The organism is Streptomyces sp. NRRL WC-3742 (assembly GCF_000720635.1).
Lineage (GTDB): Bacteria > Actinomycetota > Actinomycetes > Streptomycetales > Streptomycetaceae > Kitasatospora.
On record NZ_JOCF01000003.1, the window covers coordinates 227,767 to 241,943 of the forward strand.

The following is a 14,177-nucleotide window of genomic DNA, read 5'->3' on the forward strand; positions in this document are numbered from 1 at the left end:
CGACTCGCGGTCACATCGACCTCCTGCGAGTCTGTTCCGCTGTCTGTCGCGCCTGCTGAGAGCCTCCACCTTCCGAGAGCCTCACTCCGCCTGACCGGCCCGGCGGTCCACGACGCGTCCGCGCGTGCCGGGAGTCGGCCGTATCCGCAGTGCCGCCCTCGACGACCCGATCTGCCCGAGCGCCCGGCGTTCGTAGGTGGCTCCAACCCGCCCTGGAGCAGCGGTGGTTGACGTCCCCCTCGCCGCGTCCTTCCTGCGCCCGGCCCATCCGCCAACAGTCCTGATCCGCTTCGGATCCCATGTGAGGATCGCCATGCGAAAGAGCATCCTGACCCTTCGAGTGCTGACCGCCACGGTCATCGCCGCCCTCGCCGCCACGCTGCCGACGGGCGCCGCATCGGCGGCGGCCCCTGGCGGCCCGCCGCTGCCGCCGTCGCCGTCGCTTCCGCCGCTGACCGTCCTGACCGACGAGCCGGGGGCGGGCGGCGGGGACATCTTCGTCTCGCCGAACTCGGTCGCCGGCCAGTACGCCGGCGGCGTCGAGATCCTCAGCCCCGACGGCAGGAAGGTCGTCTGGTCGCACGCGGTTCCGGCCGGCCAGGAGGCCGCCGATTTCCGGAAGCAGACCTACCGGGGCAGGCCCGTGCTGACCTGGTGGCAGGGCACGGGCCTCGGCGGGCTCGCCAAGGGCGTCAACTACGTCTACGACGACCAGTACCGGAAGATCGCCGAGGTCAGGGCCGGGAACGGCTACTCCGCCGACGGCCACGAGTTCCTGATCACGCCCCGCAACACCGCGCTCATCCTCGCCTACGCCGAAGCCACCGCCGACCTCACCTCCATCGGCGGCCCGGCGAACCAGAAGGTGATCAACGGGATCGTGCAGGAGGTCGACATCCGCACGGGCAAGGTCCTGTTCGAGTGGAACAGCGCCGACCACGTGCCGTACGCGCAGAGCGAGCAGCCGCTGCCCGCCTCGGCGAGCACGCCGTGGGACTGGTTCCACATCAACTCGGTCAAGCCGGACGGCAAGGGGAAGTTGCTCGTCGACGCGCGCAACACCTGGACCGCCTACGAGGTGTCGCAGCACACCGGCGAGATCCTCTGGCAACTCGGCGGCAAGGCCGGCTCGTTCAAGCTGACCGCCGCACCGGGCCAGGTCCTGAACGACGCCGGAAAGATCTTCGCCTGGCAGCACGACCCGCAGCCGCTCGGGAACGGCCTCTACCGCATCTTCGACAACGAGGCCGCAGGCAGGGCGAACACCGGGACCGGGGTGGTCTCCCAACTCCCGTACAGCCGGGTGGTCACCGTGCGTCTGGACTTCAGGACGCACGAGGCGACCCTGGTGGACTCCGTCGATCAGCCCGACGACCTCAGCGCCTCCTCGCAGGGCAACGCCCAGACGCTGCGCAACGGCGACCTCGTCGTCGGCTGGGGATCGCAGCCCTACGTCTCCGAGTTCAGCCGCTCCGGCGAGCTGTTGTTCAACGCCCGCTTCCCCGAAGGGGTGAACAGTTACCGCGCCTACCGGTTCGACTGGAAGTAGCCGGTCCCCAGGGCGGAGGATGGGCGACCCCGCCGCCCATCCTCCTCCGTGCCGCCATCGGCAGCGAAACCGCCCTGGCGGGTCCTGCGACCGCGCCCATGGCGCGAAGCTCCAAGTGCCGGGTGCCGTACGGCGGGTGGGGCGCAGCAACGTGATCCGGCCACCCGCCCACGCCGCACGGACGACCGACGGCGGGCGAGAGGTAGCGCTGGGTAGAGATGACATGTACGCTGCGTGTCGCCGGTTGAGCGGTAAACGGGCCCGGCCGTTACTCCGTGGGGGGAGTCACGCCCAGGCCCGGTCGCCGGTCTGGCCCGGTTGCGCTTCGTGGGGGAGTCGCAGCCGGGCCGTTCGCCGGATGTAGGTCATATGCCCGCCCGGCGGCACCGCCAGACGTGACAGCCGTCCAGCGGGAAGTCGATTCCGGGTCCGTCCGTCCAGAAGGGCTGCTCGACGGACGGGCGCAGACCGATCGCCATGCAGGGCCGGTACCGCGCGGTGGACCCCGGCCGAGCCACAGCTGATCACCATCGGCGCTGCCCCGCAGCCGACCGGCAGCGAAGCCTTCGAGCAGTGGCTCCTCACGCTCATCCCTGCCTTTCGCACCACCGACCCTCCCGGATCCTTCGACGAGATCCGCCAGACCCAACTCGCGCACGGCGCAGGCGGATGCCTGCGCGTCGACCTGCGCCACCTGCCCCCGACCCCGCGGGACTTGACGCAGGACGTGCTCGGCGCCCTCGGCGCGGTCGCCCTCCAACCGGAGAGCACCGACCTGCTCCTCGACGCCGGCCACCTTCCCGACACCCGCACGGTCACCGTCCTCGCCCCGAGGGCACTCGAGGTCCTGGCCTGGGCGCGTGCGCTGCCCTGGCGGCACATCACCCTCGGGGGTGGGGCCTTCCCTCCGACCCTGCGCCGGATCACCCCCAACGTCCTGACCGCGCTTCGCCGTTACGACCTGGACCTGTGGGAGCACGTCGCCCGACGGGCCGGAGGCCGACCGCCCGACTTCGGCGACCACGGCGTCACCCACTCCGACCCGCCCGCCCCCGCCCGGGTACGAGCCGCACCGGCCAACCTGTGCTACACCAGTGGTCGCCACTGGCACGTCCTCCGAGCCGTCGGCGCGGCAGGCGTGGACACGCTTCGGCTGTGCCGCCGGCTCACCCAGGCCGACATCTGGAGCGACAGCGACAGAGACCTGTCCTGGGGCGACGGTGAAATCCGGCTTCGCGCGTTCGGCCTCGCGGCCGGCCCCGGCGGTCCGAGCCAGCGGCGCGCCTGGGAGACCTCCCACCACCTCGCCGCCGTGATCCGGTCCATCGTGGAACGGGGCAGGCCCTGACGGCGCAGGCCCTGACGGGGGCAGGTCCTGACGGTGACGGTTCCGGGCTCCGTTCCCGGTCCGCCCTGGACCTCCATGTCGATCGCGTCGCCGATCCGCACCCGGTGGCGCCGGCCGTCATCGACGTACTCGATCCGGACGACCTCCAGCCCGAGCATCTCGCCGACCGGCGGGCCGAGCCCATCCATCGGGCCGCCCAGCACACCGCAGGTGGATATTCCGGCACGGCCGGCCACCTTTCGTGAATTCGGCCGGACCCGTCGAACCGATGCGGGGAAGCCGATGCGTTGGGCGCGAAGCCGCTGGTAAGGGGTGGTGCCGCGGTTGCCGAACCCGGTGGCGTGTGCTGCGATGGAAGGTGTTTGGAGGGCTCTGCGAACACGGCGCGGACAGGGGGATCGAGGGCCTCCGCGCCCGGCGGCGATATCGGCGGTTCACACCAACGGCGCAACGAGGCGCAATGACGCGGGCCTGAGCAGGATCAGAGGTGGACGATGTCTCCCATCGACGACAAGTGGCAGACGATCCAGTGGATCGGCTCTCCGGTGGACGCCGGCGGCGGTAGCGACGAGATGCCCAACCCCGACGGACGGGGGCGCTCCCGCGACTTCCAGAACGGAACGATCGAGTGGTCGCCCCAGACCGGCGCGTGCGAGGTGCACGGGGCGATCCGGGTGCACTACGCGCAGCTCGGTGGCCCCGAGGGCTTCCTCGGTTACCCGGTGACGGACGAGACCGGCACGCCTGACGGCGTCGGGCGCTTCAACCACTTCGAGAACGGGTCGATCTACTGGACCCCGAACACCGACGCGCACGAGGTGCACGGGGCCATCCGCGAGTACTGGTCACAACACGGTTGGGAGCGCGGACCGTTGGGCTACCCGACCACGGACGAGCGCGGACCGTCCGACCACCGGTCCAGCACCTTCCAGAACGGCACCCTCGAGTGGACGCCGTCCGGCGGCGTGCGCGTGGCGAACGACTTCTGAGCCAAGTGCCGCCGGCCCGGCCCGATGCCGGTCGCCGGCACCCGGCTCCCATCATCGACCAGGGTCACGGTCCCGGCTCCCGCCGTCCCCGGAGCCCGGTCCCGTGCTCGGTCTCGTCCCGGACGAGGAGGAATTCCCCTGGTCCCGGATGGTCTGCTGGAGTCCGCCGGAAGTCACCGGCAGTACCCAGCAGAGGAGTTGACCCGTGCGGGAGCACGCATCACCCAGCCTCACCTCCAGCCGTCGCCCGTCCGTCCGCCGGCACGGGACGGCCGTCGTCATCGCCCTGGCCACCGCCGCCCTGACGGCCGGAGTCCTGGCACCCGGCGCCGCCTTCGGGGCCCCTCGGACCGACCACGTCCAGGCCGGCCTCGACGCCCTCGTCAGGGACGACGGCCTGCCCGCCGCCCTCGCCAGTGTCAGGACGCGCGACGGCCGTACCCGCACCTACACCGCCGGTGTCGGCGACCTCGCCACCGGCGCCCGCGTACCCAAGGACGGCCAGATACGCGCCGGGAGCAACACCAAGACCTTCACGGCCGTCGTCGTCCTCCAGCTCGTCGCCGAAGGAAGGATCGGCCTCGACGCCGCCGTGGACACCTACCTGCCCGGTCTCGTGCGCGGCGACGGCATCGACGGACGCACCGTCACCGTCCGCCAACTCCTCCAGCACACCAGCGGACTGCCCGACTACATGGACGACCCCGCGTTCGCGGACTTCACCGCCGTGCAGTACCGCTACTTCGAGCCGCGCGAACTCCTCGACCGCGCCCTCGTCCAGAAGGCCCTCTTCGCGCCGGGGACCGGCTGGATGTACAGCAACACCAACTTCCTGCTGGCCGGACTGATCATCCAGAAGGTCACCGGCCGGCCCGTCGGCGAGGAGATCACCAAGCGCGTCATCGACCGCGTCGGCCTGCGCCACACCTACTTCCCCGCCTCGGGCGACACCACCGTCCACGAGGCCCACCCCCACGGCTACTACCGGCGCACCCCGGACTCTCCTCGGGTCGACTTCACCGACATGGATGCCTCGATGGCCTGGGCGACGGGGGCGATCGTCTCGACCAACACCGACCTCAACACCTTCTTCACCGCGGTCCTCGACGGCCGCCTCCTGCCCCCGGCCCAGCTCGCCGAGATGCGCACCACCGTCCCCGCCGAACTCCTGGGTCCGGGGATCCGCTACGGCCTGGGCATCCAGAGCAGGCCGCTGTCCTGCGGCGGCCTGGCCTGGGGCCACGGCGGGACCGCCCCCGGCTACCGCTCCCGAGGCGGCGTCACCGACGACGGCCGTGCCGCCTCGATCGCCGTCACCGCCGTCCCGGACGCCAAGGGCGCGCAGGACATGGCGGACGCGCTGGACGCGGCCCTCTGTCGCTGACGGGGCCCGGCCGCCGTGGTCGTCCGCCCGGTCCCTCGGCCTGCGCTCGTGACGCTCGTGACGCTCGTGACGCTCGTGAGCGGAGTCTGACGCTCATGAGCGGAGTCCGGGGCCCGGGAGTGCCGAGAGCAGCGCCGCGGCGGCCCTGTCGAAGGGGGCGACACTGCCCGCGGCGCGACAGAGGATGTGGGCGCCTTCGAGCGTGGTGATCATGAGGGTCGCCAGATCGGCGGCCCGGGACGGGTCCATTCCCGCGTGGGTGAGCTTTCCGGCCAGCTCGCCCTCCCACCCGTTGAACGCCTCGGCCGCCACGGCGCACAGGCCGCCCTGGTCCGCGATGGCCGCACCGCCGTCGACGGTGACCGCCGCGATCGCGCAGCCGCCGCCTCCGGCGGACGCCTCCACGACGGGGCGGACGTTCCCGAGGAACGCCTCGACGACCTCGCGCGGCGTCTGTGCCGGTAGCGCGTGCAGGTGGCCGCGGACGTCCTCACCGTGGCGGCGAGCGGCTTCGAGCGCGAGTTGCTGCTTGCCGTCCGGGAAGTGGTGGTAGATCGCCCCGCGCGCGGCACCGCTCTCGGCCAGGACGTCGCTGAAGGTCATCGCGGCCAGGCCGTGGCGCTGCAGCAGTCCGATCGCTGCGTCGATCATGCGGTTCCTCGTGTCTGCGGCCATCGCAACCCCCTTGACTAGTACGGCCATCCTAGTCCATGCTCATGGCACTAGGACGCACGTACTAGTAGCGCGGGCCGGACAGGCCCCGAACCGGAGGTTCGTGATGGGCAAGACGTTTCTCTACACCGAGATCCAGGCGGCAGTACCGTTCGAACAATTCGACTGGCAGCAGGTCAACGCGGCCTTGAAGACCGCACCGGGACTCATCCGCAAGACCTGGCTGTCCGGGATCGGCACCCACACCATCGGCGGCTTCTACGAGTTCGACAGCGCCGAGAACGCCCTGGCCTTCGCCCAGGGCCCCTTCGCCGAGGAAGCCCGCCGGGCCGGCTGCCCGGCCACGACCCGGCTGTTCGACGGCGAGGTCGTCAAGGACGCCAGCGTCGACCTGAACTCGCCCTACTACGGCTGACGGTCGCTCCGGCCCCGGACGCCGCCTCGCCCCGTGCCCTGAGCCCTGAGCCCTGGGCCTGGGGCGAGGCGGCCCGACGGAAAGTCATCGCGATGAACACCACGCGGTACCCCGAGAACAGTGTGTGCTGGATCGACCTCGGCACCCCCGACATGGAGGCGACGGCGGCGTTCTACACCGCGCTGTTCGGTTGGACCGTCCACCCGCCGGACGCCGACGGCTACCGGCTCTGCACCCTGCGCGGACGACTCGTCGCCGCCCTGGGGCCCGCCGAGGACCCCGGTGCGCCCTACTGGACGATCAACGTCACCGTGGCGGACATCCGGGCCGCCGTCACCCGCTTCGCGCGCCTGGGAGCCCGGATCGTCGTGGAACCCACCAGGGTCGGGACGCTCGGCCACGCCGCCGTCACCCTCGACCCCGTGGGCGCACCGCTCTCACTCTGGCAACCCGGCACCCACACCGGCATGGAACTGACCCACGAACCGGGCACCTTCGCCGGCCTCAGCCTTCTCACCGACCGACCCGAGCGGGCCGCCGCCTTCTACCGACCGGCCCTGCACTGGAACCCCGATCCCGCGCACACCGGGTTCCGGCTGCCGGACAACACCCTTGCCACCACCGGCCCGCGACCGGGGAGCCCGACGGCGCAGCGAGCCCTCTGGCTCGTCGGCTTCGCCAGCGCCGGTCCAGAGGACGACGCCGCGCTGGCCCGGCGCCTCGGTGCGACCGAGGTCCGCCGGGACGACTCCGGCGGGGACGTGGTCCTGCGCGATCCCACCGGCGCCCTGTTCGGCCTCACCCGGCACCCGCAGTAGGGCCCGGTCGGCGCCTGTCAGTACCGGATCGGCGGTTGACCGCTCGCGCCCGTGACGCGCAGTTGGTAGGGCTGCCGGCGCCGGTGCCAGAGGGCGCTCGTTCCGCAGGCGCCGAGGACCGCTCCGAGGGCGTGGAGCATCGCGTTCCGGACGGCCGTACGGGACTTCACCGCCGACGCGGCGGTCGGAGTGTCGCTGTCCGCGAGGGCGGACAGCCGACGGGACGGATTCCAGCCAACGCTGGCGACGGTGATCCTGTCGTCCTCGAGGCCGTGTTCGAGGCCGCCCTCGAGACTGTCCTCGAGATCGGCCGACGAGCACGGGCCGAGCGTGATGCCGGGCTCCCCGGGCAGGGCGGCGACCGGTAGGGCGGCGAGCGCGGCGCTGCGCCGGAGGGAGGTGACGAGGCCGGGGCTGAACTCGAGGCCGGGCGGTATCCGTCCGGGCGAACTGCGGGGGAGCGCCCTCGAGTTGGCCGCCGGGCCTGGGCCGCTGGTGCCGTGCACCCGGGTCTCCCAACCCGGCTTGCTGCGCTCCACGGTGATGCCCAGGGCCGGAAGGAACTCGCCCAGTGCGTTGACCATGCTGGCGGACACGACCTGGCGCGCCCGGAAAGCGGGCTGCTGCGGCTGCTCCATGGCGGCTGCGGAGGCCAGGCGCGCCGACGGCTCCCAGTGAAGGGCGATCAGACCGGCACACCGGTCGCGGTCGTCCAGGGGCTCGGCCGGCCGCAGTTGGACGCCGGGGCCGTGACCGCCGAAGGCGACGGGCAGCCCCGCCAGCAGAACCGCCTCGATGACGCGATCGGCGAGGACCGGATCGAAGCGCAGGCCCGCACCGGAGGGCGAGGCGGATGAGATGACCGCGACCACGTACGTCCTCCTCGGTGCCCGAGTAGCCCCCGCTCTGTCCGCGAGAGGCTACCGCCGCCGGTCCCAACTCGTCGGCGAATCCCGGAACTGGCCGGCTCCGGCCTCGCACCCGAGCCCGGCGCGCTGCTGCCGAGGGCAACGAGTTCTGCGTCCACTAGCTACAAACTGAAGATGTTTCAGCCATAAGGAAGCCGCAGCGGACCAGCCGGTCAGCTGCGGCTTCCGCTTCCATGTACGGAAAAGTCGGCAAAACTAGGCGAGTTGGCAGCGATGGATCAGGCCACGCTCCGCGTTGATCATTTTCACTAAACATTGACTCCCTTTGTGTGCTGAGTGAATGATCGGGACCCGTGACCGGCCGTCCGAATCGGTACTGGGGGCCGGACGGCAACGCCGAACGCAGGTCACGGGCCGCCTGTCGAACACGCGGCTGGCGGCCATTCACCCATCCATCGCCCAAGGGGGGCACCCTTTATGTCGAACACGCACGTCCTCTCCCGAGCCCTGGCCGTCACGGCCGCTTCATGCCTGGTCGCCGGCATCCTCGCCGCCGCCCCGGCCTTCGCCGCCGACTCCTCCGCGTCACCGTCCGCGGCCGCCGTCGTCGTCGACAACGACAAGGGCGGCGCCGGCCAGGGCGGCGCCGGCCCGTCCGCCGCGCCCGCCCTGCTGGCCGCCGGCCCCCAGATCTCCCGCAGCGAGGTGATCAACCGCGCCGCCTCGTGGGTCGGCCTGGGCCTTGAGTACACCCACACCGGGCAGACCTACCAGGGTTATCGCAAGGACTGCTCCGGCTACGCCTCGATGGCCTGGAAGCTCTCCACGTACATGGGAGGACTGGACACCACCAGCTTCGTCCCGAACGGTGTCGCTTCCTGGATCGGCAAGGAGGACCTGAAGCCGGGCGACGCCCTGCTCAACGACGCGGCGGGCTCCTCCGGGCACATCGCCCTCTTCGCGGGCTGGGCGGACTCCTCTCACTCCTCCTACGACGCCTACGAGTTCACCGGCAGCGGTGTCCACCACCGGACCATCCCCTACCCCTACTTCTCGGGCTACGGCACCTTCAAGCCGGTCCGCAACAACGGCATCGTCGACGACTCCGGTGACCAGCCGGTGGCGGGGAACTGGGACGGCGGTCCGGCCGGGAACGTGGGTGTCTTCCGTCCCTCGACGGGCCAGTTCCACCTGCGCTTCGACTGGGGCCAGCCCCGGTGACCCGTCTCCCGGGGGCGTGGCGGACCGCCACGCCCGGAAGGATCACCGGACCATCCGTCAACGACCGACAGCCGAACGGAACCAGGGACACCGACATCGTGAACCGCATCGCGCACCCCCATCTCACCACCCTCGCCGTCGCCACCGCTCTCGCCGCCGCCGTCCTCACCGCCGCGCCGGCCGCCCGTGCCGAGGGGATCCCCGCCACCGGCCCGGTCATGAAACCCCTCGCCGCCAACTACTCCTGCGGACCGATCAGCGGCAGCGACGGTGCCATCGCCGCGCAGCTCAACCCCGTACTGACCGGAAACGAGCGCAACTCCCTCACCGCCTACCGGATCTCCTGCGCCCGGGCGATCGTCAACACCGTGCAGTCCCGCGGTCTGCCCCAGCGGGCCGCCGTCCTCGCGGTCACCACGGCCATCGTCGAGAGCGACCTGAGCAACATCCCCGGCGGGGACCTCGACAGCGTCGGCCTCTTCCAACAGCGCGACAGCTGGGGCACCTTCAACCAGCGGATGGACCCGACCTGGTCGACGAACGCCTTCCTCAACGAGCTGCTCACCGTGCGCGACTGGCAGACCAGGCCGATCGGCGAGGTCTGCCAGGCCGTCCAGAGGTCCGGCTTCCCCTACCGCTACCAGCCCCAGGCTTCCGACGGCGAGACGATCGCCAACGCGCTCCTCTCCAGCGCCTCCGGTGACCAGCCGGTGGCGGGGAACTGGGACGGCGGTCCGGCCGGGAACGTGGGTGTCTTCCGTCCCTCGACGGGCCAGTTCCACCTGCGCTTCGACTCGACGGGTCAGTTCCACCTGCGCAACGACGACGGCAGTCTCGCGGTCATCAACTGGGGCGAGGCCGGTGACATCCCTGTCGCGGGCAACTGGGACGGCGGCGCGGCCACCAACGTCGGTATCTGGCGGCCCTCGACCGGCCAGTTCCACCTGCGTTTCAACGACGGCAGCCTCCACATCGTCGACTGGGGCCAGGCGGGCGACATCCCGGTCTCCGGGAACTGGGACGGCGGTCCGGCGGGCAACGTGGGCGTCTTCCGCCCCTCGACCGGTCAGTTCCACCTGCGCTTCGATGACGGCAGCCTGCACATCGTCGACTGGGGCCAGGCGGGTGACATCCCGGTCTCCGCGAACTTCGACGGTGCGGGCCCCGACAACATCGGCATCTGGCGCCCCTCGACGGGCCAGTTCCACCTGCGCAACGACGACGGCGGCCTCGTCGTCCTCGACTGGGGCCAGCCCAGGTAACTAGGCCGTACCCCTGGTAACTGGGCCGTACCCCCGGTAACCGGACCGTACGGTCAGCCGACGAGGTCCTCGCCCGGCGCCCCCACCGCGGGAGCGCCGGGCGAGGACCACAGGTGCTCGGCCGCGGCGTCCACCTCCGGTGCGGCGACCTTCGCGGCGACCTTGGCGAACCACGCGATCTCGGCGTCCAGATCCAGGCCGTCCGCCCGCAACCGCCACTGCTGCCCGCTGAACTCCGCGCTGCAACCGGCCAGTTCGGCCGCCACCGCATGCTTCAGCAGCACCGCTTCCGCGGCCACGGCCAGCCGCTCGCCGGACAGCCCCGCAGCGCGCAGGTGCTCCTCGGCGGCAGCCGTGTGGGCGGGGCCGAGGTGTCGGTCCAGGGCGAGCATGCTGTCCCTGATCTCTATCACCTGACGGTAGAGCCGCAGCCCGGGGTTGTTCCGCCGCAGCTCGTCGGGCAGCGGGAGAACCACCTCCGGTGTCGCGGCCTGGAGCAGCTGCCAGAGAGGGTGGATCCGCCGGACGCGCCGCGCGGCCGCGCGCTTCTCCCGGTGTTCGGCCAGTGAAGGCCAGACCACCGCGAGGGCGAACAGCAGCATGGTGAGCACCATCAGGACCTGCGTCGTTCCCGCCACGGCGGCCGGCTCTCCGACCTTCCACCCGATGTGACGCACCGTCAGGAAGTAGGCGCGGTGAGCCAGGTACGCCATCCCGATCGCGGAGGAAGCCCGCATCAGCCACAGCGCGGTGCGCACCGGACCGGGCGAGGCGTGCCGACCGTGGACCCAGCACAGGACGGCCGAGGCGGTCAGACCGATCGCCGTGTCGACCGTGAGCACCATCCAGTACAGGTAGCCGGCCAAGGAGCGCTCGCCGTACGTCAGGAGGACGACCTCACCGTCCGGCCGCGGCATCACGGCGAAGGTCACGGTCAGGGCCACCGCGGCGACCGCGAGCCCCGCGAGGTTGAGCCGCGAGGCCCGTCCCTGCGAACGGCCCGTCATCTCCCGGACGAACTCGAGCATGATCGCGGTGGCGACCAGCCCGGACACGTGGACCAGCAGGTTGGTCCCGCTGGCGACACCGGTCGCAGCGTCGATGAGCCGGCGGATCGCCGGGACCCCGACCGTCATCGACACCGCCCAGCTGGCCCACACGCCCCACAGCAGCCGGGTGCGCCGCGGCGCGCCCCGCAGTTTCCGCAGGCTCCACAGGGTGGGGATCCACACCACGGGCAGGAGTCCCAGATCAATCGGCCGCATCCGTGTGCTCCCACTCGTAGGCGTCGGAGAAGGTCGCCATCACCAGGTCGAGCGCGTCCGCGCACTCGCGCGGCGCCCGGGGCAGTGCGGCCGGCGTGCTCGCGAAGTGCTGCCACATCAGTGAGGCGAGCAGTTCGGTCTCCTGCTCCTGATCGGTGGTCGCCCTCGTGCGCCCCCGCATCAACAACCGGGCGGCCATCGCCGGGTCCAGGTCGGGGAAGAGCCGCCGCAGCCCTTCGAGGTCGGGCTCCCCGCTCTGGTGATGGTCGAGCAGGATGTGCGCGAGCTCGTGAAGGATGATGTGGGCCTGGTGGGCCGGGCTGGTCCCGCTCGCGTAGTGAACGTGGTCGACGTCGCCGAAGGCGATCCACACCCCGCAGACCCCCGAACCGCCGGTGTCCCGGCCGGACAGCGGGATCAGCCGCAGGCGCCGCCCGCGCCGCCGGGCCACCGCCTCGGCCAGGTTCTCGATCGTGAACGGCCTCGGGACGTCCAACTGCCCGATCAGCTCGTCGCAGCGCGCACTGAACCTGCGCCACTCCTCCTGCTCCACACGCGCCCCCGCGCTCGGCCCCCGCCGCGTGGTCCGCCGACCACACGCCCTGCACCGGAGTCTAGACGGACGATCATCCGTGTGCGGAGCCCGGCTCCTCCGGCTGCGGGCCCGCGCCCGGAAGCCCGTTCCCGATCGGCCCGTTCTCCATCGGTCCGTGCTCGATCAGCCCGCTGCGCTCGATCAACGACCGTACGGTGTCCACGCCGTGCGTCGACATGGTCGCCACGGCGGCGGCCCGCAGTGCCACCGACCGGACGTCGTTGGCCCGCATCGCGGCCACCAGCGCGAGCTGCGCGGTGACCCGGTCGGCCACCTCGTCATCGATGAAGTACGCCTGCGGGACGCCGAAGAAGTCGCCCAGTGCGCGCAGCGTGCCGACCGTGGGGTTGCCCGCCCGGCCCTTGACCAGCGCCCAGAGCCGCCCGGTCGAGAGCGTCGGGTCTCCGGGTCGGGCCGCCGCGCGGATCCCGTCCACCACCTCGTTCAGGGTGTAGCGCCGGCCGAACGGCTGCACGTACGTGAACAGGTACTCGAGCCGGCGCCCGAGCCGTTCCGCTTCGGGATCGGGCCGACTCGGCCCTTCCGTCCCGGCCGTCTCCGACTCGCTCATCCGTGCATCGCCCCTTCGCCCGCCCTCGGGTGACCCGTATTGTCCACCTTCCCGGGCCCTTACGCTACGGCCCTCCGCCCGGACGGCGAGCATCGCCCTCGTACCGGCCCGCGTCCCGTTCCGTCCCGGCGGCCGTTCGGCAGGCTCAGTCGGATGCCAGGATCTCGGCGAGCCGGGCGGTGTCCGCGAGGTAGCGCTCGTAGGGGAAGCCGGCTGCGAGGAGGCCCTCGCGGAGCTCGTCGTAGAGGGGCCGTCCGGTGTCGTGGAAGGCTGCCCGGCCGGTGTCGGTGAGCATGACCAGGCGGCGGCGCGCGTGGTCGGGGTCGGTCTCGATCCGCACCAGGCCGTCCGCCTCGAGCGGCCGCAGTGCCCGGCTGACGGCCGGGTCGGAGATCGACAGTGCCTGGGCCAGCCGGTGCTGTGTCGTCGGCTGGATCTCCTCCAGCGTTCCCAGCAGCCGGAGTTGACTGTACGTCAGTCCGTCGTGCCCTTCGGCGCGCTTCCGTGTGGCCTCGCCGAGCAGCATGACCACTCGGTGCAGCAGATCCGCGAGTCCGTCGTCCATGATCCCAGCATACCCAAGTGTTGACGCGTTAATATTAACCATGCAAGATTGAAGGCATGGACAGCTTCGAATACCTCGCGAAAACCGCCTTCCCCCTGACCTGGCTCCTGGTTCCCACCCTCGGCGCCTCGGTGCGCGCCCGCCGGGCCCGCACGCGGCAGGAGGCCCTGGAGATCTGGCAGCGCTGGTGGGCGGTCGGCGCCCTCGGCTGCGGCAGCCTGTGGATGGCCGTCTCGTTCCTGGCCGTCCCCGACGGGATGGCCGAGGCGATCGGGTTCGGCCGTACGCCGTTCGAGTTCGAGATCGCCTTCGCCAACCTGGGCCTGGCGGTCATGGGCCTGCGCGCCGCCCGTGCCGGCGCCCGCGAGCGCGCCACGATCGGGCTCGGCGCCGGAATGTTCCTCTGGGGAGCCGTGGCCGGCCACCTCTACCAGTGGTTCGCCCACGGCGACCACGCCCCCGGCAACACCGGCGGCGTCCTCGTCTACGACCTCGTCATCCCCGCCGTCATGATCGCCCTGGCCGGCCACTCCCGCCGGTACGCCACATCGCCGCAGCCCGTCCCGGGCCCGACCGGCTGACGTCCGACCGGCGTCGCCTCCAACACGCTCTGGCGGGCCGACTCCATCCGGACACGGCGGACCGTCGTGGCCC

General features: G+C 71.6%; 15 protein-coding genes and 1 pseudogene. 9 read left to right on the forward strand and 7 right to left on the reverse strand.

Annotation, left to right across the window (positions count from 1 at the left end; translation table 11 throughout):
- The first annotated feature begins 313 nt into the window (after positions 1-313).
- The gene (locus tag IH61_RS0103355) at positions 314-1,549 is read left to right on the forward strand and encodes an arylsulfotransferase family protein (protein ID WP_031064599.1); all 1,236 of its coding nucleotides are present in this window, start codon (positions 314-316) and stop codon (positions 1,547-1,549) included.
- Positions 1,550-2,078: 529 nt separating this feature from the next.
- Positions 2,079-2,897 (forward strand): beta family protein, encoded by an 819-nt coding sequence (locus IH61_RS44120; protein WP_324607578.1) that lies wholly within the window; start codon positions 2,079-2,081, stop codon positions 2,895-2,897.
- 35 nt (positions 2,898-2,932) lie between these two features.
- On the opposite strand, the pseudogene IH61_RS50135 reads toward IH61_RS44120, so the two are convergent.
- Positions 2,933-3,133, reverse strand: a pseudogene (locus IH61_RS50135) (DUF1326 domain-containing protein); the annotation flags it as partial.
- Positions 3,134-3,391: 258 nt separating this feature from the next.
- On the opposite strand from IH61_RS50135, the gene IH61_RS0103370 reads away from it, so the two are divergent.
- Together IH61_RS0103370 and IH61_RS0103375 are read left to right on the forward strand one after the other, a co-directional pair.
- Positions 3,392-3,886, forward strand: coding sequence for an LGFP repeat-containing protein (locus IH61_RS0103370; protein WP_031064605.1), 495 nt, complete (start codon positions 3,392-3,394; stop codon positions 3,884-3,886).
- Between the two features lie 205 nt (positions 3,887-4,091).
- A complete protein-coding gene (locus IH61_RS0103375; RefSeq protein ID WP_031064607.1) occupies positions 4,092-5,270 on the forward strand; it encodes a serine hydrolase domain-containing protein in 1,179 nt (392 codons plus the stop codon).
- Positions 5,271-5,363: 93 nt separating this feature from the next.
- Here IH61_RS0103375 and IH61_RS0103380 read toward each other — a convergent pair whose 3' ends face one another.
- Positions 5,364-5,921, reverse strand: coding sequence for a TetR/AcrR family transcriptional regulator (locus tag IH61_RS0103380; protein ID WP_199823258.1), 558 nt, complete (start codon positions 5,919-5,921; stop codon positions 5,364-5,366).
- 127 nt (positions 5,922-6,048) lie between these two features.
- Between IH61_RS0103380 and IH61_RS0103385 the strand changes: the two genes are divergently transcribed.
- Both IH61_RS0103385 and IH61_RS40310 read left to right on the forward strand, forming a co-directional pair.
- Positions 6,049-6,357, forward strand: coding sequence for a hypothetical protein (locus tag IH61_RS0103385; RefSeq protein ID WP_031064616.1), 309 nt, complete (start codon positions 6,049-6,051; stop codon positions 6,355-6,357).
- A gap of 92 nt (positions 6,358-6,449) precedes the next feature.
- Positions 6,450-7,175, forward strand: a complete 726-nt coding sequence (locus IH61_RS40310) for a VOC family protein (RefSeq protein ID WP_107057024.1) — start codon at positions 6,450-6,452, stop codon at positions 7,173-7,175.
- A 17-nt stretch (positions 7,176-7,192) separates the two neighbouring features.
- Here the strand turns inward: IH61_RS40310 and IH61_RS0103395 are convergent, their stop codons facing one another.
- Positions 7,193-8,047 carry a hypothetical protein gene (locus tag IH61_RS0103395; protein ID WP_031064620.1) on the reverse strand — a complete coding sequence of 285 codons (855 nt, stop codon included), beginning with the start codon at positions 8,045-8,047 and terminating at the stop codon, positions 7,193-7,195.
- Positions 8,048-8,521: 474 nt separating this feature from the next.
- Here IH61_RS0103395 and IH61_RS0103400 point away from each other — a divergent pair, with 474 nt between their 5' ends.
- Both IH61_RS0103400 and IH61_RS42465 read left to right on the forward strand, forming a co-directional pair.
- Positions 8,522-9,265: a hypothetical protein gene (locus tag IH61_RS0103400; RefSeq protein WP_051836174.1), complete on the forward strand. Its 744-nt coding sequence runs from the start codon at positions 8,522-8,524 to the stop codon at positions 9,263-9,265.
- Positions 9,266-9,363: 98 nt separating this feature from the next.
- Positions 9,364-10,527 (forward strand): hypothetical protein, encoded by a 1,164-nt coding sequence (locus IH61_RS42465; RefSeq protein ID WP_051836175.1) that lies wholly within the window; start codon positions 9,364-9,366, stop codon positions 10,525-10,527.
- 53 nt (positions 10,528-10,580) lie between these two features.
- On the opposite strand, the gene IH61_RS0103410 is transcribed toward IH61_RS42465, so the two are convergent.
- The 4 genes from IH61_RS0103410 to IH61_RS0103425 all read right to left on the reverse strand — a co-directional run bounded on the left by IH61_RS0103410 (position 10,581) and on the right by IH61_RS0103425 (position 13,523).
- A complete protein-coding gene (locus tag IH61_RS0103410; protein ID WP_031064627.1) occupies positions 10,581-11,792 on the reverse strand; it encodes an MAB_1171c family putative transporter in 1,212 nt (403 codons plus the stop codon).
- Complete coding sequence (locus tag IH61_RS0103415) at positions 11,779-12,345, reverse strand: hypothetical protein (protein ID WP_031064629.1); 567 nt, start codon at positions 12,343-12,345, stop codon at positions 11,779-11,781. The genes IH61_RS0103410 and IH61_RS0103415 overlap by 14 nt, the downstream gene beginning before the upstream one ends.
- Positions 12,346-12,418: 73 nt before the next feature.
- Complete coding sequence (locus IH61_RS0103420) at positions 12,419-12,958, reverse strand: hypothetical protein (RefSeq protein ID WP_234327000.1); 540 nt, start codon at positions 12,956-12,958, stop codon at positions 12,419-12,421.
- Positions 12,959-13,103: 145 nt separating this feature from the next.
- On the reverse strand, positions 13,104-13,523 hold the full coding sequence (locus tag IH61_RS0103425; protein ID WP_031064633.1) for a MarR family winged helix-turn-helix transcriptional regulator: 420 nt from the start codon (positions 13,521-13,523) through the stop codon (positions 13,104-13,106).
- A 56-nt stretch (positions 13,524-13,579) separates the two neighbouring features.
- Here IH61_RS0103425 and IH61_RS0103430 point away from each other — a divergent pair, with 56 nt between their 5' ends.
- A complete protein-coding gene (locus IH61_RS0103430; RefSeq protein WP_031064636.1) occupies positions 13,580-14,104 on the forward strand; it encodes a DUF6790 family protein in 525 nt (174 codons plus the stop codon).
- Positions 14,105-14,177: the final 73 nt, after the last annotated feature.

Coding starts and splice junctions, on each gene's coding strand:
- IH61_RS0103355 (WP_031064599.1), top strand. CDS start 314: ATGCGAAAGAGCATCCTGACCCTTCGAGTGCTGACCGCCACGGTCATC.
- IH61_RS0103370 (WP_031064605.1), top strand. CDS start 3,392: ATGTCTCCCATCGACGACAAGTGGCAGACGATCCAGTGGATCGGCTCT.
- IH61_RS0103380 (WP_199823258.1), bottom strand. CDS start 5,921: ATGATCGACGCAGCGATCGGACTGCTGCAGCGCCACGGCCTGGCCGCG.
- IH61_RS0103385 (WP_031064616.1), top strand. CDS start 6,049: ATGGGCAAGACGTTTCTCTACACCGAGATCCAGGCGGCAGTACCGTTC.
- IH61_RS40310 (WP_107057024.1), top strand. CDS start 6,450: ATGAACACCACGCGGTACCCCGAGAACAGTGTGTGCTGGATCGACCTC.
- IH61_RS0103400 (WP_051836174.1), top strand. CDS start 8,522: ATGTCGAACACGCACGTCCTCTCCCGAGCCCTGGCCGTCACGGCCGCT.
- IH61_RS0103410 (WP_031064627.1), bottom strand. CDS start 11,792: ATGCGGCCGATTGATCTGGGACTCCTGCCCGTGGTGTGGATCCCCACC.
- IH61_RS0103420 (WP_234327000.1), bottom strand. CDS start 12,958: ATGAGCGAGTCGGAGACGGCCGGGACGGAAGGGCCGAGTCGGCCCGAT.
- IH61_RS0103425 (WP_031064633.1), bottom strand. CDS start 13,523: ATGGACGACGGACTCGCGGATCTGCTGCACCGAGTGGTCATGCTGCTC.
- IH61_RS0103430 (WP_031064636.1), top strand. CDS start 13,580: ATGGACAGCTTCGAATACCTCGCGAAAACCGCCTTCCCCCTGACCTGG.